This is a genomic window from Roseateles sp. GW821-FHT09G09, assembly GCF_059415965.1.
This window is the reverse complement of record NZ_JBWKOG010000001.1, coordinates 1,002,982-1,028,298: the sequence shown is the minus strand read 5'-3', so window position 1 is coordinate 1,028,298 and position 25,317 is coordinate 1,002,982. Positions and strand designations below refer to the sequence as shown.

General features: G+C 70.4%; 18 protein-coding genes. 11 read left to right on the top strand and 7 right to left on the bottom strand.

What is annotated here, in order from left to right:
* Positions 1–238 precede the first annotated feature (238 nt).
* The 3 genes from AC07O8_RS04435 to glnE are packed head-to-tail and all read right to left on the bottom strand — an operon-like array spanning position 239 to position 4,555.
* Positions 239–1,123 carry a DMT family transporter gene (locus AC07O8_RS04435; RefSeq protein ID WP_495046871.1) on the bottom strand — a complete coding sequence of 295 codons (885 nt, stop codon included), beginning with the start codon at positions 1,121–1,123 and terminating at the stop codon, positions 239–241.
* 9 nt (positions 1,124–1,132) lie between these two features.
* Positions 1,133–1,765, bottom strand: a complete 633-nt coding sequence (locus AC07O8_RS04430) for a rhomboid family intramembrane serine protease (protein WP_495046870.1) — start codon at positions 1,763–1,765, stop codon at positions 1,133–1,135.
* 21 nt (positions 1,766–1,786) lie between these two features.
* Positions 1,787–4,555: a bifunctional [glutamate--ammonia ligase]-adenylyl-L-tyrosine phosphorylase/[glutamate--ammonia-ligase] adenylyltransferase gene (gene glnE / locus AC07O8_RS04425; protein WP_495046869.1), complete on the bottom strand. Its 2,769-nt coding sequence runs from the start codon at positions 4,553–4,555 to the stop codon at positions 1,787–1,789.
* Positions 4,556–4,580: 25 nt separating this feature from the next.
* On the opposite strand from glnE, the gene AC07O8_RS04420 reads away from it, so the two are divergent.
* The 8 genes from AC07O8_RS04420 (at position 4,581) to AC07O8_RS04385 (ending at position 17,587) form a co-directional block, all read left to right on the top strand.
* Complete coding sequence (locus tag AC07O8_RS04420; protein WP_495046868.1) at positions 4,581–8,849, top strand: YhdP family protein; 4,269 nt, start codon at positions 4,581–4,583, stop codon at positions 8,847–8,849.
* Positions 8,846–9,733: a carbon-nitrogen hydrolase family protein gene (locus AC07O8_RS04415; RefSeq protein ID WP_495046867.1), complete on the top strand. Its 888-nt coding sequence runs from the start codon at positions 8,846–8,848 to the stop codon at positions 9,731–9,733. The genes AC07O8_RS04420 and AC07O8_RS04415 overlap by 4 nt, the downstream gene beginning before the upstream one ends.
* Before the next feature lie 89 nt (positions 9,734–9,822).
* Positions 9,823–10,410, top strand: coding sequence for a hypothetical protein (locus AC07O8_RS04410; RefSeq protein WP_495046866.1), 588 nt, complete (start codon positions 9,823–9,825; stop codon positions 10,408–10,410).
* A gap of 355 nt (positions 10,411–10,765) precedes the next feature.
* Positions 10,766–11,773, top strand: a complete 1,008-nt coding sequence (locus AC07O8_RS04405; RefSeq protein ID WP_495046865.1) for a methionine ABC transporter ATP-binding protein — start codon at positions 10,766–10,768, stop codon at positions 11,771–11,773.
* On the top strand, positions 11,770–12,456 hold the full coding sequence (locus tag AC07O8_RS04400; protein WP_495046864.1) for a methionine ABC transporter permease: 687 nt from the start codon (positions 11,770–11,772) through the stop codon (positions 12,454–12,456). The genes AC07O8_RS04405 and AC07O8_RS04400 overlap by 4 nt, the downstream gene beginning before the upstream one ends.
* Positions 12,457–12,530: 74 nt before the next feature.
* Positions 12,531–13,313, top strand: a complete 783-nt coding sequence (locus AC07O8_RS04395; RefSeq protein ID WP_495046863.1) for a MetQ/NlpA family ABC transporter substrate-binding protein — start codon at positions 12,531–12,533, stop codon at positions 13,311–13,313.
* A 193-nt stretch (positions 13,314–13,506) separates the two neighbouring features.
* Positions 13,507–16,590: an MHYT domain-containing protein gene (locus tag AC07O8_RS04390; protein WP_495046862.1), complete on the top strand. Its 3,084-nt coding sequence runs from the start codon at positions 13,507–13,509 to the stop codon at positions 16,588–16,590.
* A gap of 4 nt (positions 16,591–16,594) precedes the next feature.
* Positions 16,595–17,587: an HD domain-containing phosphohydrolase gene (locus AC07O8_RS04385; RefSeq protein ID WP_495046861.1), complete on the top strand. Its 993-nt coding sequence runs from the start codon at positions 16,595–16,597 to the stop codon at positions 17,585–17,587.
* Here AC07O8_RS04385 and AC07O8_RS04380 read toward each other — a convergent pair.
* Entirely contained in the window at positions 17,529–19,061 is a 1,533-nt protein-coding gene (locus AC07O8_RS04380) for a hypothetical protein (protein WP_495046860.1), read from the bottom strand. The genes AC07O8_RS04385 and AC07O8_RS04380 overlap by 59 nt on opposite strands.
* Before the next feature lie 238 nt (positions 19,062–19,299).
* On the opposite strand from AC07O8_RS04380, the gene AC07O8_RS04375 reads away from it, so the two are divergent.
* Complete coding sequence (locus tag AC07O8_RS04375) at positions 19,300–20,547, top strand: nucleoside recognition domain-containing protein (protein ID WP_495046859.1); 1,248 nt, start codon at positions 19,300–19,302, stop codon at positions 20,545–20,547.
* 39 nt (positions 20,548–20,586) lie between these two features.
* Here AC07O8_RS04375 and AC07O8_RS04370 read toward each other — a convergent pair whose 3' ends face one another.
* From AC07O8_RS04370 to AC07O8_RS04360, 3 genes are all read right to left on the bottom strand, one after another.
* Positions 20,587–22,080, bottom strand: coding sequence for a hypothetical protein (locus AC07O8_RS04370; RefSeq protein ID WP_495046858.1), 1,494 nt, complete (start codon positions 22,078–22,080; stop codon positions 20,587–20,589).
* A gap of 144 nt (positions 22,081–22,224) precedes the next feature.
* Positions 22,225–23,034, bottom strand: coding sequence for a LytR/AlgR family response regulator transcription factor (locus AC07O8_RS04365; protein ID WP_495046857.1), 810 nt, complete (start codon positions 23,032–23,034; stop codon positions 22,225–22,227).
* Positions 23,035–23,093: 59 nt separating this feature from the next.
* Positions 23,094–24,233 (bottom strand): sensor histidine kinase, encoded by a 1,140-nt coding sequence (locus AC07O8_RS04360; RefSeq protein ID WP_495046856.1) that lies wholly within the window; start codon positions 24,231–24,233, stop codon positions 23,094–23,096.
* Positions 24,234–24,420: 187 nt separating this feature from the next.
* Between AC07O8_RS04360 and AC07O8_RS04355 the strand changes: the two genes are divergently transcribed.
* Positions 24,421–24,786, top strand: coding sequence for a YciI family protein (locus AC07O8_RS04355; RefSeq protein ID WP_495046855.1), 366 nt, complete (start codon positions 24,421–24,423; stop codon positions 24,784–24,786).
* A 109-nt stretch (positions 24,787–24,895) separates the two neighbouring features.
* A complete protein-coding gene (locus AC07O8_RS04350) occupies positions 24,896–25,306 on the top strand; it encodes a VOC family protein (RefSeq protein WP_495046854.1) in 411 nt (136 codons plus the stop codon).
* Positions 25,307–25,317 lie beyond the last annotated feature (11 nt).

Sequence of the window (25,317 nt, the reverse complement as noted above, 5' to 3'; positions counted from 1 at the left end):
CTCCATGAAGCGGGAAAACGGATGACCAGCGAAATCCTGATCCTCAACAAGTGCGCCGCCGTGATCGGCGCGGACAGTGCCATGACCAGTTCGGCGGGGGCCGAACATCCTCGCTATTCAAAGTCCGCCAACAAGATCTTCGAACTCACGAAACGCGGCTCCATGGCGGTGGCAATCTACGGATCAAGCTTCCCGCTGCCCGCGCGTGACCCAGCGACACCGTCTGACCCGTTCTGCCTCAGCGATTCACCATCACGATCCCCGCCGCCAGCCCCGCGAGCGCGAGCATCAATCGCGGGGTGATCGGCTCGCCGAGCAGCAGCGCGCCCGCGATGAGACCGAACAGCGGCGTGCTCAGCGTGAAGCTGGACAGCTTGGTCGCCGGGTAGTGGCGGATCAGCCAGAACCACAACAGGTAGCTCACGAACGACACGATCACCGCCTGGAAGCCGAACAGCCCCAGCAGGCGCCAGGACCAGTCGAGCGGCAACGATTCGCCGCTGGCCACCGCCCCGGCGGCGAGCGCGATGGCCGAGATCGCCAGCTGATACAGCAGCGTCTTCTCCGCGCTGGCGGACGACAGCTTCGTCGCGCGGATCGCCAGCGTCGTGCCGCCCCACAGCAGCGCGGCCAGCACGCCCAACGCGTCGCCCAGCCACTGCAGGGTCTGTCCGGTCCCATGCAGGCCCTCGCCGAAGGCAAAGGCCACCGCGCCGAAGGCGATCAGCAGCCCCACGGCCTGCCGCTTCGTCAGCCGCTCGGCCGGCGAGATCAAGGGCATGCCCAGCGCGACGACGAACGGCGACAGGTAGAGGAAGACCACCATCCGCGACGCCGTCGTGTACTGCAGCCCGACGAAGATGCAGGCGAACTCGGCCGCGAACAGCAGGCCGGCGAGCAGGCCGCCCGGCAGGCTGCCGTCACGTCGGAACAGTGCAATGCCGCGTGCCGCCGCGAAGCCCCACACCAGCGCGCCGGCCAGGCCCGAGCGCAGCGCGGCCTGCCACAGCGGGCCGATCTCCGTCAGCGCGGCCTTGGCCGCGACCTGGTTCAGGCCCCACAGCACGCAACATCCCAGAAGGATGACCACCGCCATGCTGTCGAGATGTTGCTTGCGTTCCATGGGGCCGGATCATGCCCGGCGGCTCGTGCCGCCACTGGCGCGGCGCATCCAGGCCCGCGCGGCCAGCGCACACAGCAGCGCCGTCGCCACGCCGGCCAGCAGTCCCGTCAGGTGCGCCAGCGGCGCGATCGCGATGTTCCAGCCGTCCCAGTGACGCAAGGCGGGCGCCGACAAGGGGCGCTCCGCCGCGACCTTCACGATCAGCCCGAGGCCGATGAGCAGGCCGATCACCCGTTCCCGCCCGTGCGACGCCCGCATCCGCATCATCCCGATCGCCGCCACCGCGACGCCCGCATGCAGCACGCCGGACGCCCCCCCGAAACGATCGAGCGTCGGCTCGATCAGCAGGCCGAATTGCGTGAGCGGCCAGGCCAGCAGCCAGGCCGCCGCGTCGCGCGCGGTCAGCCGCGCGGCGACGCCGAGCAGGCCGACCACGGCGCAGCCGGCCAGGTTCGCGATCAGGTGTTGCGGGCTCCAGTGCAGCCATGCCGCGGTGACGGCCCGCCACGGCTCGTGTCCCGCGAGTCCCGCGAGTCCCGGCCGCCACTCCATCGCCGCCTGCACCTGCGGCACCTGGATCCAGGCCACCAGCGAGCCGATGGCCAGCGCCATCGCGACGAGGAGCCACGCGCGTCCCGGCATCCGGCGTCCCGCTGCGGGCGCTCAGCCGAAGACGGCCCGCCAGAGCGCCAGCACCGCCTGGCGTTGCTGCTGGAGCGCCTCGGCGGCCTCGGCGTCGAGCGAGGTCGACTGCTCGTTCAGCCGCGCCCGGTGCTGCACCCGGCGCAGTTCGCGATACGCGTCGGCGGCCGCTCGCCCCACGTCGGCGGGCAGCAGCCCGGCCGATTCCGCCCGCTGCAGCAAGGCGATGTTGCCGGCGTTGGCCAGCAGCTCCGGATGCTGCGCGGAGTGCGCCAGGATCAGGTACTGCAGCGCGAACTCGGCATCCACCATGCCGCCCGGGCTGTGCTTGACGTCGAAGAAGCCGACGCGCGCGGTCCGCGCGGCGCGCAGCTTCTCGCGCATGGCGACGACCTCCTCGCGCAGCGCCGCCGGATCGCGCGGCGCCGTCAGCACCGCGCGGCGCGTGGCCTCGAAGCGCTCGGCCAGTGACGCATCGCCGGCGCAGAAACGCGCCCGCGTGATCGCCTGGTGTTCCCAGGTCCAGGCCGTGTTGCTGCCGCGCCCGCCCTGGTAGTTCTCGAACGACGACAGCGAGGTCACCAGCAGCCCCGAGTTCCCGTTGGGTCGCAGCGCGGTGTCGATGTCGAAGAGCTCGCCGGCCGCCGTGCGTATCGTCAGCCAGGTGATCAGCTTGCGGATGAAGGCGCCGTAGATCTCGGCAGCGTTCTCGTCCTCGTCGTCGAAGAGGAAGACCAGGTCAAGGTCGCTGCCGTAGCCCAGTTCCTTGCCGCCCAGCTTGCCGTAGGCGATCACCGCCAGGCGCGGCGCCGGACGGTGCTTCTGCTTGAGGCGGTCCCAGGCCCAGTCGAGCACGCATTGCAGCGTGGCGTCCGCGAGCAGCGACAGCTCGTCGGCGACCTGCTCGACGCTGATCTGCCCTTCCACGTCCCGCACCAGCGTGCGGAAGACCTCGGCGTGATGCGCGCGGCGCACGCTGTCGAGCAGCGCGTCCTCGCTCGCCTCGCCGTGTTCGGCCCAGGCGTCGTGGCGCGCCTGCAGGTCCTGGATGAAGGCCGGCCCGTCGAAGCGCTCGAGCAGCAGGCGCGCGTCGGCCAGTTCGTCGATCACGCCGGGATGCTGCATCAGGTAGCGCATCGGCCAGCGCGCCAGGCCCAGCAGCCGCAGCAGCCGGCCTTGCACGGCGGGCCGCTCGACCAGCAGCGCCAGGTAGCTCTCGCGGCGCAGCAGCGGCTCGATCCAGTCGACGAAACGCTGCGCCGCGTCCATCGTGCACTCGCCCTGCCGCACCGCCTGCGCCGCGCGCCCCACCAGCTTGGCCAGACGCAGCCGCGAGTCCTCGCGCAGGTTCTGCACCCGCGCCTGCTGCGCCCAGCGGCGCACGTTGGCCGCCAGCTCCGGCGGCAGTTTCTCGAGGAACTCCTCGCTGTCGATCGGCAGCGGCGGACCGCCGCACATGCCGTTCCTGCAATTGCCCTTGCCGCCGGGCGAGACGCCGTCGTGCAGCAGCGCGTCGAATTCGGTCGCGACCAGCTCCCGCACCTCCATCAGCTTGTCCAGCAGCGGACAGGCGCGGCTGTCGCAGGTCAGGCACAGGCTGCGCGCGATCCAGCCGATGTCCTCGTCCGCCGCCGGCAGGCAGTGCGTCTGCTGGTCGTCCAGGTACTGGATGCGGTGCTCGACGCGGCGCAGGAAGTCGTAGCCCTTGGCCAGCGCCGTGGCGGTCTCGGGCTTCATCAGGCCGCGCGCGGCCAGCCGCGTCAGCGCCTTCAGCGTCGAGCGGGTGCGGATCTCGGGGAACTGCCCGCCGCGCACCACCTGCAGCAGCTGGACGATGAACTCGATCTCGCGAATGCCGCCGCGCGACAGCTTGACGTCGTTGGCCCGCTCCGGCCGGCCGGCGGCGCGGCGCTGCGCCTCGTCGCGGATCTTGCGGTGCAGCTGCCGCAGGCCTTCGAAGACGCCGTAATCCAGATAACGCCGGTAGACGAAAGGCGTCACGAGGCTGCGCAGCTGCATCGCGCGACCGTCCTTGACGCTGGCGCGCGGCGCGACGACACGGCTCTTCAGCCATGCGAAGCGCTCCCATTCCCGCCCCTGGACGAGGAAGTACTCCTCCAGCATCGCCATGCTCACGGCGGGCGGCCCGGAGTTCCCGTTCGGCCGCAGCGCGAGGTCGACGCGGAAGACCTGGCCGTCCTCGGTGACGTCGCCGATGAGCGTCGACAGCCGCCGCGACAGCTGCGCGAAGTACTCGTGCGCGGAGATCTTGTGGCCGCCGGCGGCGTTGCCCGGGGTGAGGCCGTCTTCCTCGTAGACATAGATCAGGTCGATGTCGGACGAGACGTTGAGTTCGCGCCCGCCGAGCTTGCCCATGCCGACGACCCAGAAGTCGATGTCCTGGCCGACGGCGTCGCGCGGCGCGCCGTATTCGGCGTCGAGCTCGGCGCGGCAGTGGGCGACGCCGATGTCCAGCGCCACTTCCGCCAGGTGCGTCATCGCCTGCGTCACGTCGGTCATCGGGGCGCCCTGCTCGACGTCGAGCACGGCCAGCCGCTCCATCACCAGCTGGCGCATCACGCGCAGCGCGGCGGGGAGCGGGCGCCCGGTTTGCCGGAGCCGCTCCACGACGGCACGCATCGTGACGTCGTCCGGCAGCCCGGGCGGCAGCAACGGCAATTCAGCCGCGTAACGGCGGCGGATGCGCTGAACGAAACGGCTGTGGTCCGCGGACGCGGCGGGCGTCGGAACGCCCGTCGGGTCGGCGGTTGCCGAGGCAACTGAATCCATCGGTAAAGAATGCTCTCGCTGGCTCATGGCCGGAATGGCTGTGCTAGATTCGGCGACCGCCGTCCACCCTTACATGTCTTCGTCCGCCGCCACCAGTTCTGACTCCGGTTCCGTGGTCGCGAAGCGACGCTGGTGGGCACGTTGCGCCCTGTGGCTCGGGGTGGCTTCCGCAGGGGTTTTCTCCCTGCTGATCGCGGCCTGGCTGGCATTGCACTGGGCGATTCTGCCCCACATCGACGACTGGCGACCCCAGCTCGAAAAGCAGGCCACCCAGGCATTGGGGGTACCCGTGAAGATCGGCGCCATCAGCGCCAAATCCTCGGGCTGGATCCCCACGCTGGACCTGCGCGACGTCCGGATCATCGACACCGCCGGCCATGAGGCCCTGCACCTGCCGCGCGTCAGCGCCGCGCTGTCGCCGCGCTCGCTGCTGGCCTTCGAGTTGCGCTTCTCCCAGCTGCTGCTGGACAGCCCGGAGCTGCTGCTGCGCCGCGACGCCAAGGGCCGCGTCTTCATCGCCGGCTTGAGCGTCGACGGCCCCGCCGACGCGCAGGCCTCCGACGACGCCGCCGACTGGTTCTTCGAGCAGCATGAATTCGTCATCCTGCACGGCCGCATCCGCTGGGTCGACGAGCTGCGCGCCGCGCCGCCGCTGGAGCTCTTCGACCTGAACCTGGTGCTGCGCAACGGCCTGCGCCGCCACCGGCTGCGGCTGGATGCGACGCCGCCGGCCGGCTGGGGCGAGCGCTTCACGCTGCGCGGCGAGTTCACCCAGTCGCTGCTCGACCGGCCCGGCGCGGTGCAGCGCTGGAGCGGGCAGCTCTTCGGTCATCTGCCGCGCACCGACGTCAGCGAGCTGCGCCGTTACGTGGACCTGCCCTTCGAACTCAACGAAGGCGACGGCGCCTTGCGCGCCTGGCTGGACATCGATCGCGGCGAGCCGCGCAGCCTGACCCTGGACATGGGCCTGCGCGCGGTGAAGCTGCGCGTCGCGCCGGGGCTGCCGGAGCTGGCGCTGGCCAAGATCGGCGGCCGGCTGGTGCTGAAGCAGACGCCGGAATCGCTGTCGCTGGAAGCCCGGCAGCTCGGCTTCCAGGCGGGCGACGGCCTCGACTGGCCGCGCTCGGACTGGCTGCTGGACGTGAAGCGCGACCCGAAGACCGGTCTGCTGACCGGCGGGGACTTCCAGGCGCAGCAGCTGGACCTGACGCTGGGCTCCCAGATCCTGGCCCGGCTGCCGCTGGCCGAATCGCAGCGCCAGTTGATCGCCGACATGAAACCCGGCGGCTTGCTCCATGCGCTGCAACTCCATTGGGACGGCCCGCTCGACGCGCCGCGCAGCTACCGGGCCAAGGGCCAGTTGCAAGGCCTGCACCTGACGGCCGCGGCGCCGGAGTCTCCCGCGGATCCAGGCTCCGCGCCGCCGACCGGCCGGCCCGGCGTCAGCGGCGCCGATCTGCAGTTCGACGCCAATGAGCAGGGCGGCACCGCCACGCTGGCGATCAACGACGGCCAGGTGACGCTGCCCGGCGTCTTCGAGGAAGCGTCCGTGCCGCTCAAGCAGGCGCAGGCCAGCCTGCGCTGGCAGGCGCAGCGTCCGGCACCGCTCGCCGGCGGCAAACGCGCGCCGGCGCCTGTGCCTGTGCCTGTGCCTGTGGCTGTCCCCCTCATGGCGCCGGCGACCGGGCCGCTGGCGGCGGCCCCGGTGGCGAGCGCGGCCTCGGCCCCCGCCGAGCCCCGCACGCGCTGGTCGGTGCAGTTCAACGGCGTGCGCATCGCCAACGACGACCTGCGCGCCGAGATCGACGGCTCCTGGCAGAGCGGCGACGGCAAGCGCCCGCACGACGCCGGCAAGCTCGACTTGACCGGCCGCATCGACGAGATCCGCGCGCCGCGCGTGCTGCGCTACCTGCCCGCCTCGATGGGGCGTGACGCCCGGCGCTACGTCCGCGACGCGATCCGCGACGGCAGCGTCCACAAGATCCAGGTGCGGCTGCAGGGCGACCTGCTCGAGTTCCCCTTCGACGCGCCGCGCAGCAAGGGCCAGTTCCGCGTCTCCGGACAGGTCCGCAACCTGACGCTGGCCTACGTGCCCAGCCATCCCGCCGAGGACGATCACCCGGCTTTCCAGTCGCCCTGGCCGGTGATGGAGCAGCTGGACACCGAGCTGATCTTCGACCGCGCCTCGATGAGCATCCGCAACGCCAAGGCCAGGCTGATGGGCGTGGACCTGGCCAATGTGCAGGGCGCGATTCCCGACCTGTACCACCACGCCCCGGTGCTGGAAATCGATGGCCAGGCGCGCGGCGCGCTGGGGGACGCCCTGCGCTACGTGAAGAGTTCCCCCGTCGCGGCGCTGACCAGCCACGTGCTGGACAACACCAGCGCCACCGGTCCGATGACGCTCAAGCTCAACCTGCGGCTGCCGTTGATGCACATCGACGACACGACGGTGAAGGGCCTGGTGACGCTGACCGGCAACGACGTGCGCCTGCGGCCCGACACCCCGCTGCTCGGCCAGGCGAAGGCCCTGGTGAGCTTCGACCAGAAGGGGCTGCAGATCCGCGGCGGTCAGGCGCGCGTGCTGGGCGGCGACGCGAGCTTCGACGGCGGCAGCCAGCCCGACGGCTCGATGCGTTTCGCCGCGTCGGGCACGGTGACGGCCGATGCGCTGCGCAATGCGCCGGAGCTGGGCCTGCACCAGGTCGCCTCGGTGATGACCGGCCAGACCGCCGTGCGATTCGAGCTGGGCGTGCTCAAGGGCGGACAGACGGAGATCACCGTCGCCAGCCCGATGCAGGGCATCGCGGTGAACCTGCCGGCGCCGATGCGCAAGGCCGCCGACGAGACCTGGCCCCTGCGCATCGCCACGCGGGCGATCGCGGCCCCGGCGGGCTCCCAGCGCGAAGAGCTGCGCGTCGAGGCCGGCCCGCTGCAGGCGCTCTACCAGCGCGACGTGACGCACGAGGCCAAGGTCCTGCGCGGCGCGGTCGCCGTGCGCGAGAAGCTGCCCGAGCTGCCGGCGCAGGGCGTTGTCGCCCGCGCCACCTTCGACCAGATCAACGCCGACGCCTGGCAGACCGCGCTGCCGGGACTGAGCGGCGCGAAGGAAGGCGCGGCGCTCGACAGCGCGACCGAGGGCATGGCCGAGGGCGGTTATGCGCCGTCGCAGCTCACGCTGAAGGCGCAGACCCTGCAGGTCGCGGGCCGCACGCTGAATGCGGTCACGGCCGGCATCTCGCACGACGCCGGCGCGGGCTGGCGCGTCTCGATGGACGCGCAGCAGTTGAGCGGCCTCATCGAGGTCCGCGCCGCGAAGCCCAACCAGCCCGGCCGCGTCTATGCGCGGCTGTCGCGCTTGTCCGTGCCCCGCAGCGACGTCGACGGCGTCGAGCAGCTGCTCGAGAAGCAGCCGAAGTCGGTGCCCACGCTGGACATCGTCGTCGAGGACTTCGAGCTGCGCGGCAAGCGGCTGGGCCGGCTCGAGATCGACGCCCAGCAGCAGAGCGACGCGCGCGACTGGCGCCTCGGCCGGCTCGTGCTCAAGAGCCCCGACGCGACGCTGAGCGCGTCCGGCAAGTGGGCGCCGGAGCCGGGTCAGGCCTTGCGCCGCACCGAACTCGACTGGAAGCTGGACGTCGCGGACGCAGGCAGGCTGCTGGAGCGGCTCGGCCAGGGCCAGGTCTTGCGCGGCGGCAAGGGCGAACTCACCGGACAGGTGGCCTGGCAGGGCTCGCCGCTCTCGCCCGACTACGCCAGCATGAGCGGCCAGTTGAACGTCGAGATGGAGAAGGGCCAGTTCCTCAAGGCCGAGCCCGGCGTCGGGCGGCTGCTGGGCGTGCTGAGCCTGCAGTCCATCCCGCGGCGACTGATGCTGGACTTCCGCGACGTGTTCGCCGAGGGTTTCGCCTTCGACAACGTCACCGGCGACATCAAGATCGGCAAGGGCGTGGCCCGCAGCGACAACCTGCGCATGAAGGGCCTGCAGGCCGCCGTGCTCATCGAGGGCAACGCCGACCTGGCCGCCGAGACGCAGGACCTGCACGTGCTGGTCCTGCCCGAGATCAACGCCGGCGGCGCCGCGCTCGCCTATGCGGCGGTGAACCCCGCCATCGGGCTGGGCGCCTTCCTGGCGCAGTGGCTGCTGCGCAAGCCGCTCGCCGCCGCCAGCAGCGAGGAATTCCGCGTCACCGGCACATGGTCCGATCCGCGCATCGAGCAGTTGCCGCGCCGCGCCCAGCCGCAGGGCAGCTACAACAGCACGGCCACCGCGCAAGGAGAGTCCGCCCCATGAGCACGCCATCCCACACCACCGGGTTGCCAGGCGCCGCGCCGGTCACCGTCGCCGCGATCCAGATGGTCTCCGTCACCCGGCTGGAAGAGAACCTCGAGCGCGCCCGCCACTGGATCGGCGAGGCCGCCCGGCAAGGCGCCGCGTTGGTGTCGCTGCCGGAGTACTTCTGCCTGATGGGCCACAAGGACACCGACAAGCTGCCATTCGCCGAGCGGCCCGGCGACTTCGACGCGCCCATCCAGGGCGCGCTCAGCCGCGCGGCGCGCGAGCACGGCGTGTGGATCCTCGGCGGCACGCTGCCGATGGCGATCGCCGGCGCGCCGGAGCCCGCGGAGCGGGTGCGCAACACCACCTGCGTCTTCGCGCCGGACGGCTCGCTGACGGCGCGCTACGACAAGCTCCACCTCTTCTGCTACGACAACGGCCGCGAGCGCTACGACGAGGCCCGCGTGCTGGAGGCCGGCGAGACACCGGTGACCGTCGACGCGGAGATCCCTGGCGGTCCCGCGCTGCGCGTGGGCCTGTCCATCTGCTACGACCTGCGCTTCCCCGAGCTGTACCGCGCGATGAGCTTCAGCGGCGAGCGCCCGCTCGACCTGATCAGCGTCCCGGCGGCTTTCACCTTCACGACGGGTCAGGCCCATTGGGAACTGCTGCTGCGCGCCCGCGCGGTCGAGAACCAGGCCTACGTCATCGCGGCCGCGCAGGGCGGCACGCACGAGAACGGCCGCCGCACCTGGGGCCACAGCATGATCGTCGACCCCTGGGGCGAGGTCCTGGCCTGCGTGCCCGAGGGCGAAGGCCTGGCGGTGGCCAAGATCGATCCGGCGCGCATCGCGCAGGTGCGCGAGCAACTGCCGGCGCTGCAGCATCGGCGGCTCTGAGCCCCGGGCCATGAGCCCCCGACACTGAGCCTCGAAAGCGGTCCACTTCGGGCGATCGATGCCCGGCTCGCGGAGGCAAGATGCCCGGCATGATCGACCGTCGCCCCGCTCCCTCCCGTTCCGCGCTGGCCTCGCTGGCTGCCGCGGCCTGCGCCTGCGCGCTGCTGGCGGGATGCGGCACGCCGGCCCGTCCGCTGGAGTCCTCGCTGACCGACATGGAGTCGCTGCAGCTGCGCTCGTGGCTGAGCCCGCAGCTTCGCCGCAACATCGACCTGCTGCCGGTCACCGGCGGCCAGGAGACCTCGCGCTGGTGGGGCAGCCGAATCAACGCGATGACGCTGAACCAGACCTACCAGGAGTCGCTGCGGCGGTTGGGTCTGATGCCGGACGTTCCCGACACCGGCCGCTACCAGTTGCAGGTCGAGGTGCTGGCCTTGGCGCAGCCGAACGTGCCGGTGCTGCCGGAGGTTGCCCTCTCCGTCCGCTACACCTTGACGGAACGTGCCGCTGGCGGCGGCAAGGTGCTGTACCAGCGCACGCTGCGCACGACGCAGAAGGCCGGCATCGACGACAGCCTGAATCCGACTGAGCAACTGCGCATCGCCACGGAGTCGGCGCTGCGCAACAACATTGCGGATCTCGTGAGAGAGCTCGCATCGCTCTCCCTTCCCGCCTGAGCAGTCCTCGCTCTCTGACTCCCTCTCCCGCCTGCGGGAGAGGGCAGGGGTGAGGGCCAGCAGCCTCACGCAAGAACTGACCCTTGCCCGGGTGCGGATGTCGTTGACTGCCACGTCCGCTGGCCCTCACCCCCACCCTCTCCCGCGGTGCGGGAGAGGGAGTCCGACCGGGGTTCGGCGTGAAGAAGGCGCGCTTGTCGTTATTCGAATTCAGCAGATTCCCCACCTGGGCATATGCATATAAGCATTGATTGCTTGCCAAACGCCGGGTAATCCCTAAGCATCACGGTTTCCGCCCCAAAGAGGCGCACGACGGCAACGGGTGTCACCTGCCGCTAGCGTCCTTCTTCTTCCCGTGATCGAACTTCAAGACCTGCACAAATCGTATGACGTCGAGGGTCGCCGCGTTCCGGCGCTCCAGGGCGTGGACCTGAAGATCGAATCGGGCGAGGTGTTCGGAATCATCGGCGCATCCGGGGCAGGCAAGAGCACGCTGCTGCGGGTGATCAACCTGCTGGAGCGCCCGGACTCCGGCCGGGTGGTCGTGGCGGGCCAGGATCTTCAGACACTCGACGCCGCCGGTCTTCGCGCCGCCCGGCAGAAGATCGCGATGATCTTCCAGCACTTCAATCTGCTGAGCTCGCGCACCGTGGCGCAGAACGTCGCCTGGCCGCTGCGCATCGCCGGCTGGGAGGCCGCCCGGATCGCCCCGCGCGTGCAAGCGCTGCTGGCGCGGGTCGGTCTTGCCGACCAGGCCGACAAGTACCCCGCGCAGTTGTCCGGCGGCCAGAAGCAGCGCGTCGGCATCGCCCGGGCGCTGGCGCTGGACCCGCAGGTGCTGCTATGCGACGAAGCCACCAGCGCCCTCGACCCCGAAACCACCCGCGCCATCCTGGACCTGCTGGCCGAGCTCAACGACGAGCTGAAGCTGACCATCGTCCTGATCACGCACGAGATGGACGTGGTCCGTCGCGTCTGCGACCGCGTCGCGGTGCTCGAAGCCGGCCGCATCGTCGAGCAGGGCCCGGTGGCGCAGGTCTTCCTCCACCCGCGCTCGGGAACCGCGAGGCGCTTCGTCCTCGCGTCCGAGCATGTCGACGAAGGCGAGCAGCGCGACGACTACGCCCATGTCGCGGGCAGCCTCTGGCGACTGACCTTCTTCGGCGAACGCACTTACGAGCCCCTGCTGGGCGAGGTCGCCCGCCACGCGAACCTGGACTTCGGCATCCTGGCCGGCCGCATCGACCGCATCAAGAAGCAGCCCTACGGGCAATTGACGATCGCCGTCAGCGGCGGCGACCGCGCCGCCGCGCGCCAGTTGCTGGCCGAGCGCGGCGTGCAGGTCGAGGAGCTGCGCGCATGAGCCTCGCCACCCCTGCCCTGCTGGACACGCTCCGGGCCATCGACTGGCCCGAGATCGCCACCGCCGGCGGCGACACGCTGCTGATGCTGGGCGGCTCGCTGCTGTTCACCGCGCTGCTCGGCCTGCCGCTGGGCATCGCGCTCTACCTGTTCGACCGCGACCGGCTGGTGTCCTCGCCCAAGGTGTACACGCTGCTGTCCCTGGTCGTGAACGTGCTGCGCTCGCTGCCCTTCGTCATCCTGCTGATCGTGCTGATCCCGTTCACGCTGCTGGTCACCGGTACCTCGCTGGGCGTGGCCGGTGCGATCCCGCCGCTCGTTGTCGGCGCGACGCCCTTCCTCGCGCGCCTGGTCGAGACCGCCTTGCGCGGCGTCGACCGCGGCATCGTCGAAGCCGGCCTCGCGATGGGCGCCAGCACCCGCCAGATCGTGTGGCAAGGCCTGCTGCCGGAGGCGCTCCCGGGCATCGTCTCCGCGCTCACCGTCACCGCCATCACGCTGGTCGGCTACACGGCGATGTCCGGTGTCATCGGCGGCGGCGGCCTGGGCGACCTCGCCATCCGCTTCGGCTACCAACGCTTCCAGACCGAGGTCATGGTCGTGACCGTCGTGCTGCTGCTGCTGCTCGTCCAGCTGCTGCAGATGGTCGGCGACTGGCTCGTGACCCGCGTGTCCCATCGTTAGACCCCGCCTCCCCCTTCCATCGCCGGGCGCCCCAAGCAGGCGCGCGGCACCGTCCCCCAGAGGAGTTCGTCCCCATGAAGAAGCTGTTCACCGCCGCCGTCGCGGCCCTGTCGCTGGCGGCCGCCGGCACTGCCGTCGCCGAGAAGCTGACCGTCGCCGCCACCGCGGTGCCGCACGCCGAGATCCTCAACCTCATCAAGCCCGAACTGGCCAAGCAGGGCGTGGCGCTCGAGGTCAAGGTCTTCACCGACTACGTCCAGCCCAATGTGCAGGTCGCCGAGAAGCGCCTGGACGCCAACTTCTTCCAGCACAAGCCCTACCTGAACGAGTTCAACAAGGGCAAGGGCACGCACCTGGTCGCCGTCGCGGCCGTGCATGTGGAACCGTTCGGCGCCTACTCGACCAAGCACAAGACCCTGGCCGCGCTGCCTGAAGGCGGCACCGTCGCGATCCCCAACGACCCGACCAACGGCGGCCGCGCGCTGCTGCTGCTGGACAAGGCCGGCGTGATCAAGCTCAAGGACAAGGCCAACATCCTGTCCACGACCAAGGACATCGCCGACAACCCGAAGAAGCTGAAGTTCCGCGAGATCGAGGCCGCCACGCTGCCGCGCATCCTGCCGCAGGTCGACCTGGCGCTGATCAACACGAACTACGCCCTGGAAGCGAAACTGAATCCGTCCAAGGACGCGCTGGCCATCGAGGGCGGCGAGTCGCCCTACGCCAACTGGCTGGTCACGCGGGACGACAACCAGAACGCCCCGGCGGTGAAGAAGCTGGCCGCCGCGCTGCAGTCGGACGCCGTCAAGCGCTTCATCCAGACGCAGTACAAGGGCGCGGTCGTTCCCGCGTTCTGAGACCGGCGCCGACCGCGGTCGGCCGGTTTGGGCGATAAACGCCATCTGGCGCCCCGCACACGCGGGGCGCTTTCATTTGCGGGCGGGATGCCGCGCATTTGTGCCGTATGGCGAACGCCGCTTCTTGGCACCATGGCGGACTCCTCCCACGCCTGGGTTGTGCGCTCGCGCGAGCGCAAGGCCTGCCCCCTCCGTGTCCGAACTCTTCGCGGTCCTGCCGCAGTTCTTCCTGTTCCGCGACGGCGCCCCGACGCTGCTGCTCACCGGCCGCTACGACTGGCCCCTGGTGCTGCTGTCGCTCGTCGTCGCCTCGCTGACCTCGGCGCTGGCCTTGCAGGTCGCGGGCGTGGCCAAGCCGGCCAAGGGCTGGCGCCGCCAGGCCATCCTCGCCACCGGCGCGCTGGCCCTGGGCGGCGGCATCTGGTCGATGCACTTCATCGGCATGCTGGCCTTCCAGCTCTGCGCGCAGGTCGGCTTCGACGCCCACATCACCGCGCTCTCGATGGTCCCGGGGCTGATCGCGTCCTGGGTCGCGCTCGCGCTGCTGGCCCGCCATCAGCTCGAGGTCTGGCGCCTGATCGTCGGCGGCGTGCTGGTCGGCGCGGGCATCGGCGCGATGCACTACACCGGCATGGCGGCGATGGAGATGACCATCGCGCTGCGCTACGACCCGGTCTGGTTCGGCGCCTCCATCGTCGTGGCGGTGCTGCTGGCGATGCTGGCGCTGTGGATCCGCTTCGGCCTGGCCGGCCGGATCCACCGCCACTGGGCGATCCTGCTCGGCGGCGTCGTGATGGGTTGCGCCATCGCGGGCATGCATTACACGGCGATGGGCGCGGCGCGTTTCGTCGGCCTGGGCGACGGCCCCTGCAACAGCAGCATCGAGAACGCGGGCTGGCTCGCGCTGGCCGTGACCGTGATGGCGCTGGCGATCAGCGCGATCACCGCCGGCGCCAACGGTCTGCTGGCGCTGCGCCGGCTCAACACCGACCTGATGGCAGAGCGGCGTCGCATGCTCGCGATGGAGCAGGCGCTGCGCGACAGCGAGACCAAGTACCGCACCGTCATCGCCAACAGCCCCGGCGTGACCTTCCGCTGCCGCCTGGACGCGGACTGGTCGATGCTGCTGATCAACGACGCCGTCGAGGAGTTGACGGGCTGGTCCGCGCAGGACTTCCTGGACGGCCGCCAGCACTTCGCCGCGCTGATCCACCGCCACGACCAGGAGCGCGTGAACGCGGCGGTCGAGACGGCGGTCGCGGCCGACACGCCCTATTCGCTCGAGTACCGGGTCCACACCCGCGAGGCCGGCGAGCGCTGGGTCTCCGAGCGCGGCCGCGCGGTGCGCGACGCCAGCGGCGCGCCCAAGTGGATCGACGGCGCGATCCTCGACATCACCGAACCCAAGCGCCTGCAACGCCAGCTCGAGGAAGCCAAGGAGCGCGCCGAATCCGCCGCCGCGGCCAAGAGCGCCTTCCTGGCCAACATGAGCCACGAGATCCGCACGCCGATGAACGCCATCCTGGGCTTCACCGAGCTGCTGCTGGACACCACGCTGACCGACTCGCAGCGCCGCCACCTGACGACCGTGCGCGGTTCGGCGCGCTCGCTGCTGGCGCTGCTCAACGACATCCTGGACACCGCCAAGCTCGACAAGGGCGCGATGGAGCTGGAGGTCGCCGACTTCTCGCTGCGCACCGTCTGCGAGCAGGCGCTGAACTCGCTGCGCCTGCTGGCGCAGCGCAAGAACCTGGCGCTGTACCTCGACTACCCGAGCGCCGAGCCGCGCTTCTTCAAGGGCGACCCGCTGCGCGTGCAGCAGGTGCTGCTGAACCTGGTCGGCAACGCCATCAAGTTCACCGAGCGCGGCGTCGTCACGCTGCGCATGCGCCAGGAGTCCGGACAGATCCACCTGGCCGTCATCGACACCGGCATCGGCATCGCCCCCGACCGGCTGGACCGCATCTTCGACGCCTTCGCGCAGGCCGACGCCTCGACGACGCGCCGCTTCGGCGGCACCGGCCTGGGCACGACGATCTCGCGCCAGCTGGTCGAGCGCATGGGCGGCCGCATCACCGTCGACAGCGAGCTCGACCAGGGCAGCACCTTCCACGTCTGGCTGCCGCTGCCGGCGGGCGACGCCACGCGCGCCGAGTCCGACGCGGCCGAGGTCGCCGTCACGCTGCCGCCGCTGCGTCTGCTGGTGGCGGACGACGTCGCGCAGAACGGCGAGCTGCTGCAGCTCATCCTGGGCCGCGAAGGCCATCAGGTCACGCTGGCCTCGGACGGGCTGCAGGCGCTGAAGGCCTTCTCCGACGAGCGTTTCGACGCGGTGCTGATGGACGTCCACATGCCGGGCCTGGACGGCCTGGGCGCGACGCGCCGGATCCGCAACTTCGAGCATGCGCAGGGCCGCGGCCACACGCCGGTGGTCGCGCTGACCGCCAGCGTGCTGGAGGAAGACCGCCAGGCGGCGCTGGCGGCCGGCATGGACGGTTTCGCGGTCAAGCCGGTGGAGCCCGCGCGTCTGTTCGCCGAGATCGCCCGGGTGCTGGGCCTGACGCCGGGCCGCTCGCCGTCCTCGGCCGGCCCGGTGCCGGCGACGCGCCATGCGACCGACGCCCGCATCGCCGACGCGACGGCGGGACCGCTGGACTGGCAGCAGGGCCTGCGGCTCTGGGGCAGCGTGACGGCCTGGCAGCGCGGCCTGCGCCGTTTCGCCGAGGAACAGCGCGAGGGCGTCGCGCGGCTGCATCAGCTGACGCAGGGCCGGCAATGGATCGAGATGCGCGGGCTGGTGCACCGCTGGCGCGGCGTGGCCGGCAGCCTGGCGATGCCGGGACTGCTCGCGGCCGCGCAGCCGGTCGAGTCGGCGTTGCGGCTCGGCAAGCAGGAGGACCTGATGGCGCTGGTGGACACGCTGGCGATGGCGCTGCAGGACACGCTGGACGCGGTCGCGGACCTCGACGGCACGCCGTCCGGTTTCGCCGCGAGCGCGCCGATGCCGATGGCGGAGCCGTCGGCGGCCGCGGTCGCCGTGGCGCAGGTCCTGCGCGAGAAGAAGACCCTGATCGACCGGCTGGCCGCGGCGCTCAAGCGCAGCGAGCTCGACGACGAGTCGCTGGCCGGGCTGCGGGCCGCCTTCGGCGTCGACCGTGTCGCGCCGCTGGCGCGGGCGCTCGATGACTTCGACTTCGACGCGGCGTTGCTGCTGCTCCAGTCGCTGCGCACGCAGCTGGGCATGGCCTCCGCTGCAGCCACAGGCGCGCGAGGATGAGGCCGTGACCGCCGACCACCGTCCCAAGCTGCTGCTCGTCGACGACGAGCCCGCCAACCTGCAGGTGCTGCGGCATGTGCTGCAGGACGACTACCGCCTGCTGTTCGCGCGCGACGGGCAGAAGGCGCTGGAACTCGCGAAGACCGAATCGCCGCAGCTGATCCTGCTGGACATCATGATGCCCGGCCTGTCGGGCCTCGACGTCTGCCGGGTGCTGAAGTCGCAACCGGCGACGAAGCGCACGCCGGTGATCTTCGTCACCGCGCTGGCCGACTCGCGCGACGAGACCGAGGGCTTCGAGGCCGGCGCGGTCGACTACATCGCCAAGCCGGTGAGCCCGCCGGTGGTGCGCGCGCGGGTGCGGACCCACCTGTCGCTGGTGCGCGCCGACGAGCTGCGCGAGACACGGCTGCAGATCGTGCAGCGGCTGGGCCGCGCGGCCGAGTACAAGGACAACGAGACCGGCTGGCACGTGGTGCGGATGAGCCACTACGCCCAATTGCTGGCGCTGGCCGCCGGCTGGACCGATCTCGAGGCCGACGACCTGCTGCACGCCGCGCCGATGCACGACGTGGGCAAGCTCGGCATTCCCGATGCGATCCTGCAGAAGCCGGGACCGCTCACCGAAGCCGAATGGACGGTGATGCGCCGCCACCCGGCCATCGGCGCCGAGATCCTCGGCGACCAGACGACCGGACTGCTGGGCCTGGCGCGCCGGGTCGCGCTGGCGCACCACGAGAAGTGGGACGGCAGCGGTTATCCCGAAGGCCTGGCCGGCGAGGCGATCCCGCAGGAAGGCCGCATCGTCGCCATCGCCGACGTCTTCGACGCGCTGACCAGCGTCCGGCCCTACAAGCCGGCGTGGCCGATCGAGCAGGCGGTCGAGCACCTGCGCGCGCAGGCGGGCCGGCACTTCGACCCGGCGCTGGTGGAGCTCTTCATCGGCGTGCTGCCGAAAGTCCTGGAAGTGCGGGAGCGGTTCCTGGAAGAGGGATGACGGGCGTCGTGGGCGTCGTGGGCGTGGTGGGCGCCGGCGGTGTCCACACCGCGAACGGATAGCCGCGGACCTGGAGGTCCGTGCCCTCGTAAGTCCAATGCGCGTCGCTGGCGCCGAGCGACGGCAGCACCGGCGCCCGACCGTCGCCGTCATGCGCTTTCAGCCGGAAGTACTCCACCTGCCGCGTGATGCCGTTGAAGCGCACGTATCGCTTCCCGATCGGCGGGTGCATCTCCTGCGCCTGCCAGACGCGCAAGGGCGCGAGGACTTCCCGGCTGCTGGGCAGCGCCGTGCCGAGGTATTCCCAATGCTCGTCGTCACGCCCATCGGTCGGGAAGGGGGCGGAAAGGCCGTCGGCGGGCAAGGCCACGAGACGGAAGAACTCGATGTGCCCGCTGTGGGGATTGTCGTGGTAGCGCACGTTGCCGATGACAGCGGTCGCGTCCTGCACGAGCAGCCTGCGCGCCAACCGTTTCGCGTCGTCTCTCAGCCCCTGTTCCAGAAGGACGCGGTAAATGGCGGGCAGGAAAGCACTCAGGCGCACATGAATCCCGGAGGAGTCCGTGACGACGCCCACCAGCCCCCAGCCCGGCCCCGCCGATGCTGACGCCAGCAGGCCGACCCCACGCGCGCTGCCGCCGAACGGCTGTATGAGCCGCGGTGCGTCGGGTCGCTGTCGCCGGGCCGTCTCGCTCCAGAGCCGGGTCAATCCATCGTCGGCGTCGCCCACGGTCGCCAGCAACATGTCTTCGGCCACCGCGTCGGGCACGACATGCCCGTTCAGCCGGCTTCGCAACACGCGGCCAAGGACATCCGGACCCGGCCCGTCGTCGGGGGGCAGCGCCTGGCCGTCCAGCTCGAAGCGCGACGGGGCCGCCGCCCGCATGGCGCTCACCGTGCGATGCACCATGGGTTTGTCCCCCCGCTCGGACGCGCTCCCCGTCGGCGACAACGCCAGGTAATCGGTGATCCATTCGACCTCCCGCGGCGGCACGACGCTGGTCGATGGGCCGCGCGGCTGCACATAGCCGCCCAGCTCGGTGAAACGATCGGCGCGGGGATTCCGGAGCAACCGGGACTCATCGTGGTAACTGAGCACCGGCTCGGGGACCACGCCGTACGTGTCGGGCCCCGGTGGGTCGAACACGAACAAGGCCAGGGATCGGCTGACCCCCTGGGGCGGGTCGCCAGTGCCCGGCCCGGCCGGTGGCGGCCGATGCACCAGCAGGCGTCCGGGGAAGGATTGGCCGGTGGATCGTTGGCGCATGGCGGACCGCTGGCGACGGACATCGCCGGGGCAGTAGTCGGAGGTGACCGCCACGCGCGGCGTGATCAGCGTCGCCGAACATTGCTCATCGCCGAACAGCCAGTACGGCAGCGTGTCGGCGGCGGCAAGGCCGGCGCCGGCCATCGGCAGCGCGGCGAGCAGCGCGCGGCAACGTGTCGGAAGCGAACGGGAAACGCGATCAGTCATGAGGCACTCCAACCCCTCCACCTGGACGGGCCGGACCATTCTTCGCAAGCGCCCCGGGCGGCTCAATGACCTGGAGCGGGCGCCACGCCGGCCCCGGCTCACCGCAATGGCGCGTGCCTGGCGGGTCGGAGTCGTTGCATGCGCGCAGCGTCCGGTTATGACCCGCGTTCACAAGGTGATGCTCGCAATCCCCAGGGACCGCGGCCCGCCGCGCGCAGGGCCGGAATAATCCGCCCCCATGGTGCTCAACTTCATCTGGATCGGGTTCTTCCTGATCGGCTTCGCGGTCGCGCTGGCGCGGCTGTTCCAGGGCGACCTGACCATCTTCACGCAGGTGCTGACCGGCATCTTCGACACGGCCAAGACCGGCTTCGACATCTCGCTCGGCCTGGTCGGCGTGATGAGCCTGTGGCTGGGCCTGATGAAGGTCGGCGAGAACGCCGGCGTGATCCAGCTGTTCGCGCGCGCCATGGGGCCGTTCTTCGGCCGCATCTTCCCGGAGGTGCCGCGCGGCCACCCGGCGGGCGGCTCGATGGTCATGAACTTCTCGGCCAACATGCTCGGCCTGGACAACGCCGCCACGCCGCTGGGCCTGAAGGCGATGAAGGAGCTGCAGGAGCTCAACCCGCGCAAGGACACGGCCAGCAACGCGATGATCATGTTCCTGGTGCTGAACACCGCCGGCATCACGCTGATCCCCACCTCGGTGATCGCGATCCGCCAGGCGATGGCGGTGGATCAGGGGCTGGTCGGCTTCAACGCGGCGGACATCTTCCTGCCCACGCTGGTGGCGACCTTCATCTCGTTCATGTCCGGGCTGATCGCGGTGGCCTGGGTGCAGCGCATCAACCTGTTCAGCGCGCCGGTGCTGGTGTTCGTCGGCGGCTTCATCGCGATCATGGCGGCGGTCTTCGGCTGGCTGCACAGCTATCCGCCGGAGGTGATGTCGCAGTACATCGGCCTGCTGGGCAGCGGCGTGATCCTGAGCATCATCGTGATGTTCATCGCCGTCGGCGCCTGGCGCCGCATCAACGTCTACGAGTCCTTCGTCGAAGGGGCCAAGGAGGGCTTCGGCGTCGCGATCCAGATCATTCCCTACCTGATCGCGATCCTGGTGGCGATCTCGGTGTTCCGCACGACGGGCTGCATGGAGTTCGTGGTGCAGGGCATCGCCGCCGGCGTGGCCGCGATGGGCCTGCCGACGGACTTCGTGCCGGCGCTGCCGGTCGGGCTGATGAAGACGCTGTCGGGCAGCGGCGCGCGCGGGCTGATGGTGGACGTGCTCAAGACCTACGGCGTGGACAGCTTCGAGGGCAAGCTCGCCGCGATCATCCAGGGCTCGACCGAGACCACCTTCTACGTGCTGGCCGTCTACTTCGGCAGCGTCAACATCAAGAAGACCCGCTACGCGCTGACCTGCGGGCTGCTGGCCGACGTCGTCGGCCTGGTGGGCGCCATCCTGGTGGGGTACTGGTTCTTCAAGTGAGGCAGCGCCTCCTGGAGGAGCCGCCCGGCTCCCAGGCGCTCACTGCGCAGTGCCGGGCGCTTCCAGGAGGCGCATCTCACGCGCCTGCGGCAGTTGCTCGCCGATGTAGTCCCAGTGCGTGTCGCTGCGGCCATCCAGCGGCAGCGGGGCGAGAGCGCCGTCCATCTGGGTCGCCTTCAGCCGGAAGAACTCCCGCTTGGCGTTGGAGCGGTTCACATGGGCGTGGTAGGCCCCGAGGGGGGACGTCCCGCGCCCTGCGAATCCGCCGTTGAACAGCCAACTGAACACATCGCGGCGCCCCTCCGTCGCAGATGGCAGCCGGTTCCCCAGCGGCTCCCAGGCAGAACCCGGTGCGTCGGCATTGACGTACGACTCGCACTCGGCCGCACGATAGCTGCCGTTTCCGAGTTGGCGGAACGAAGGTTTCATGAGCCGGAAGAACGGCACGGTCCCGCGCTCGCGGTCGATCGCCGTCTCATCCGCATACACCTGACCGACCTGCGTGCACGTGTGGGTGGAGGTCAGACGCCCTCGTCCGCCCGCCAGCCCGAGGACCCGGCCAGCGATCGAGAACGCATCATGCTGATGGCTGTTCAGCAGGAGCTTCTTGAAGATCCATGGCCAGTAGTTGGACAGTCGGATCTGATAGGGCCCCTTGCCGACCAGGCCGACCAACATCTCGCTGTCGCCATGCCGCGCGAAGATGCCCGCGCCCCATTCCCCGGGCTTGGTCTTGCGCGTCCCCACTTCGCCGAAGAAGCTGAGCAGCGTTGGCGCGGGCATCACGAAGTCGGCCAACTCCTCGCTGGAGAAGTCCATCTGCAGATCCGCCTTCACGAGCTCGGACAAGGTCTTGCCATACACCCCCGGCTCTTTCGCCTGTGCGACCGGGAAAGAACGCAGCACGGCGCCGAACTCGTCCATCACCTCCCCTGCCGATGGTTCGCGCGGCAGCAGATCCTCGCGCGCGTACACCTTGACTGGCGTGATCCGCTTCAAGTCATCGTCCGACAAAGTCGATCCCAGATATCCGGCAAGCCTGCCCACGGGCGACGACATCAGCAGGAACTCCGACCGGTAGGTGGGGATGGCGAGCACGGGATCCGGATCGCCGGGCTTCAGCAAGTCCTCGTCGAACAGGACGAGGGCCAGGTCGCCGACACCGGTCATGGCCCTTTCGGTCGAGGTCTGCGTGTCCGGCATGAAGGCGATCACGCGTCCCGGAGTACGCCGCTTCTCCGCATCGACGGCCCGCCAGAAATCGACCCTGGGAGCCGGCCCGCTCGTCGTGTCGGCGGCTTCCAGAACACAAGCGGCCGATGTCACCGCGGCCCGGCTCGTGATCAGCGTCGCCGAACAGCGCTCGTTGACCAGCAGATGGACGAGCCCGGCGGGAGGCGAAGGCGGCGGCGCCGCCGTCTCTCCCTCCATGGCCGATACCGAAGCACCCGCCAGGGCGATCCACCCTGCGGACAAGGCATGCATCGCCTTGGCACGCCGTCCGACGGCCCCCGATCGTTTCGCTCTCTTCATCACAACCTCTTCCAACGACAGCCGCCGCGGCGGCATCCACCGGCGGTGGACAGGCGTTGGTGTGACGCGCTCCAGCGGGTGTTCAACCGGAAAAGAAGAGGGAAGTCGCCGGGGGCCTCGCTCCACGCGAGGGCGCCCGTTCGCCTACATCGACTTGAACAGGTGCACGTAGGCCCGGCTCACGGGCAGCTCGCTCGCATGGCCGCGCACGCGCACGAACAGCCGGCTCAGCTCGTCGCGGCGGGTGCCGCTCACATGGTCCAGGTTCACGATCGTCGAGCGGTGCACCTGCCAGAAGCGCTCGCCGTCGAGCTGCGCGGCAAGCTCGTGGATCGGCGTGCGGATCAGGTATTCGGTCGTCGCCGTCTGGACGCAGGTGTACTTGTCGTCGGCGCGGAAGAAGAGCACCTCGTCGACGGGCACCTGGTGCATCAGGTCGCCCTGCGTCGCGCGCACCCAGCGCAGCAGCCCGGTCGGCTTCGTCGTCATGCCGCCCGGCGCGTGCAGGCGCTGCAACGCGGCGAGCAGCCGCGCGTCCACGCCGTCCACACCGTCATGGCCGTCATCGCCAGCGGCCCCCGCTGCCGTCTTCGCCAGGGCCCGGCGGATCCGCTCGACCGTGCGCGCGAGCCGCTCCGCCTCGACCGGCTTGAGCACGTAGTCGATCGCCTCCTGCTCGAAGGCCTGCACCGCGTACTGGTCGTAGGCGGTGACGAAGACGACCCGCGTCGCGCCCTCGATGCCCTCGGCCACCTCGAGCCCGGTGAGCCCCGGCATCTGGATGTCGAGGAAGGCCAGGTCCGGCTGCAGCGCCGCGATCTGCTCGGCGGCCTCCTGCCCGTTGCGGGCGATGTGGACGATCTCGAGTTCCGGCCAGACGGCCGCCAGTTGCGCCGCGAGGGCGCGGGCCAGGTGGGGTTCGTCGTCGGCGATCAGCGCGGTGGGTGCGGTCATGGTCGGTGGGGGGGGGAAGAAGAAGAAGAAGGGGATCCGGCGTTCAGGCGCCGAGGCGCTCAGACATCCAGCGGCACGCGCAGCGTGACGAGGCAGCCGGGCTCGGCGGGTTCGAGGGTCAGCGAGGCGCGGTCGCCGTAATGCGTCATCAGGCGCTCGCGCAGGTTGGCCAGCGCGATGCCGTTGCCGGCGCGGCGCGAGGCGCCCGGACCGACGCCGTCGTCGCGCACCTCGATCACCAGGAAGCCGGCGCCGAGCGCGGCGTCGACGCGGACGGTGCCGCCCTCGATCTTGGGCTCCAGCCCATGGTGGACCGCGTTCTCCACCAGCGGCTGCAGCAGCATCGGCGGCAGCGGGACGAGGCGGGCTTCGGGGGTGGCGTGGATCTCGACACGCAGACGGTCTTCCATCCGCGTCTGCAGCACCGTGAGGTAGGCGGTGGCGAGGGACAGTTCATCGTCCAGCGGCCCCGTCTCGCGCCGCAGGCCGCCGAGCGACGCCCGCAGGTAGGCGGTGAAGGCGCCCAGCATCTCCTTGGCCTTGGGCGCGTCGTAGTCGATCAGCGAGTGGACGTTGGCCAGCGTGTTGAACAGGAAGTGCGGCTCGATCTGGCCCTGCAGCAGCCGCAGCTGGGCTTCGGTGGCGCGGCGCTCGGCGTTGAGCTGCCGGTTCTTCGACGCGAACCAGTGGTGCAGCACGAAGGTGATGCACAACGAGAGCGCGGCCGTGAGGCCGATGATCTTGCCGCCCTGGGACCAGTCCATCCGGGCCCAGTTCGACAGGCCCGCCAGCCACATGCCCGGCACCCAGCCGCTCAGCACGCCCAGCAGCGGGACGCCGGAGAAGAACACGGTGCGCTTCCAGTCCGCCCAGCCGCGGAGGCGGGCGCGGCCGCCCAAGAGCGGCACCAGGACCGTGAACAGCCCCTGGATGATCAGCCCGATGACCACGCAGACGATGAGGTTCTTCCAGTACCACCAGGCCCAGAGCGCGGGATCGGTCCAGCGGGCGGTGCGGGCGTTCAGGAGGAAGCCCAGCACGGTGAAGCCCAGGGCCAGCGCGCAGGAGAACAGCAGCGTCCAGACCCACTGCAGCCATCCCGGGCCGCTGGGCTGGACGTCGTTGCTGAGCCAGGCGTGCCAGGAAGCGCGCAGTCGACGGGTATCGCGCCAGATCGGCCGGGACGGGGCGGAAGTCATGCGGCGCAGTGTAGGGAGCCGTCGCGGCCGCCCGGCCGGGGAAACGACGGATCGACAGCGCGTCGGGCGGATGGACGGCGGGCGGCGTGGGTGGCGCGGCTGGCGGGACTGGCGGGACCTCCGCCCTGACCTTTGACAGCGGAGGGGGCGTGTGGTGTCCAATGGCACGCATTCCACGGAGACCCGCATGAGCTACATCCTGCTGATCAACGAACCTGTCGGCCAGCGCGAGGCGCGCACGCCGGAAGAAGGCCGCGAGGCCTACGACCGCATGACCGCCTACGCCGACCAGCTCCAGGCGAAGGGCTTGCTGCACGCGGCCCAGTCGCTGCAGTCGGTGAACGGATCGACCCGCGTCGCGAAACGCGACGGCCGCATGACGACGGTCGACGGCCCGTTCGCCGAGGCCAAGGAGATGGTCGGCGGCTTCTTCTGGCTGAACGTGAAGACCCGTGAGGAAGCGCTGGCGATCGCCCGGGAATGCCCGGCGGCGGAGTGGTGCACCGTCGAGGTCCGCTCGATGGTGCCGTGCTACGCGGAGTCGAAGGCCTGAGGCTTTTTTCGAGGGCCGCGCCGCGGCCTGTCGAAACCGGCGGGGCCTGCGCGTCGTGGGAGTGTGGACACCCACCGCATTCCCCCCACCCCGACCCTGGAGCTTCCTCATGCGCCACCAGCAAATCTTCGTGAACCTGCCCGTCAAGGACGTGGAGCGCAGCAAGCGCTTCTACGCGGCCATGGGTTACGAATTCAATCCGCAGTTCTCCAACGAGCAGGCGCTGTCGATGATCATCTCGGACGACATCTACGCGATGCTGCTGGTCGAGGAGTTCTTCCAGACCTTCACGCCGCGCAAGATCTCGGACGCGCATGCGACGACCGAGGTGCTGACCTGCCTGTCCTGCGAGAGCAAGGCGCAAGTCGACGAGCTGATCGCCAAGGCCTTGGCCGCCGGCGGCACCGTGCCGCGCGCGCCGCAGGACATGGGCTTCATGTACTCGCAGGCGTACGCGGATCCGGACGGCCACATCTGGGAGCTGATGCACATGGACATCACGCAGTTCCCCGGCGCCTGAGACCGGGCGCG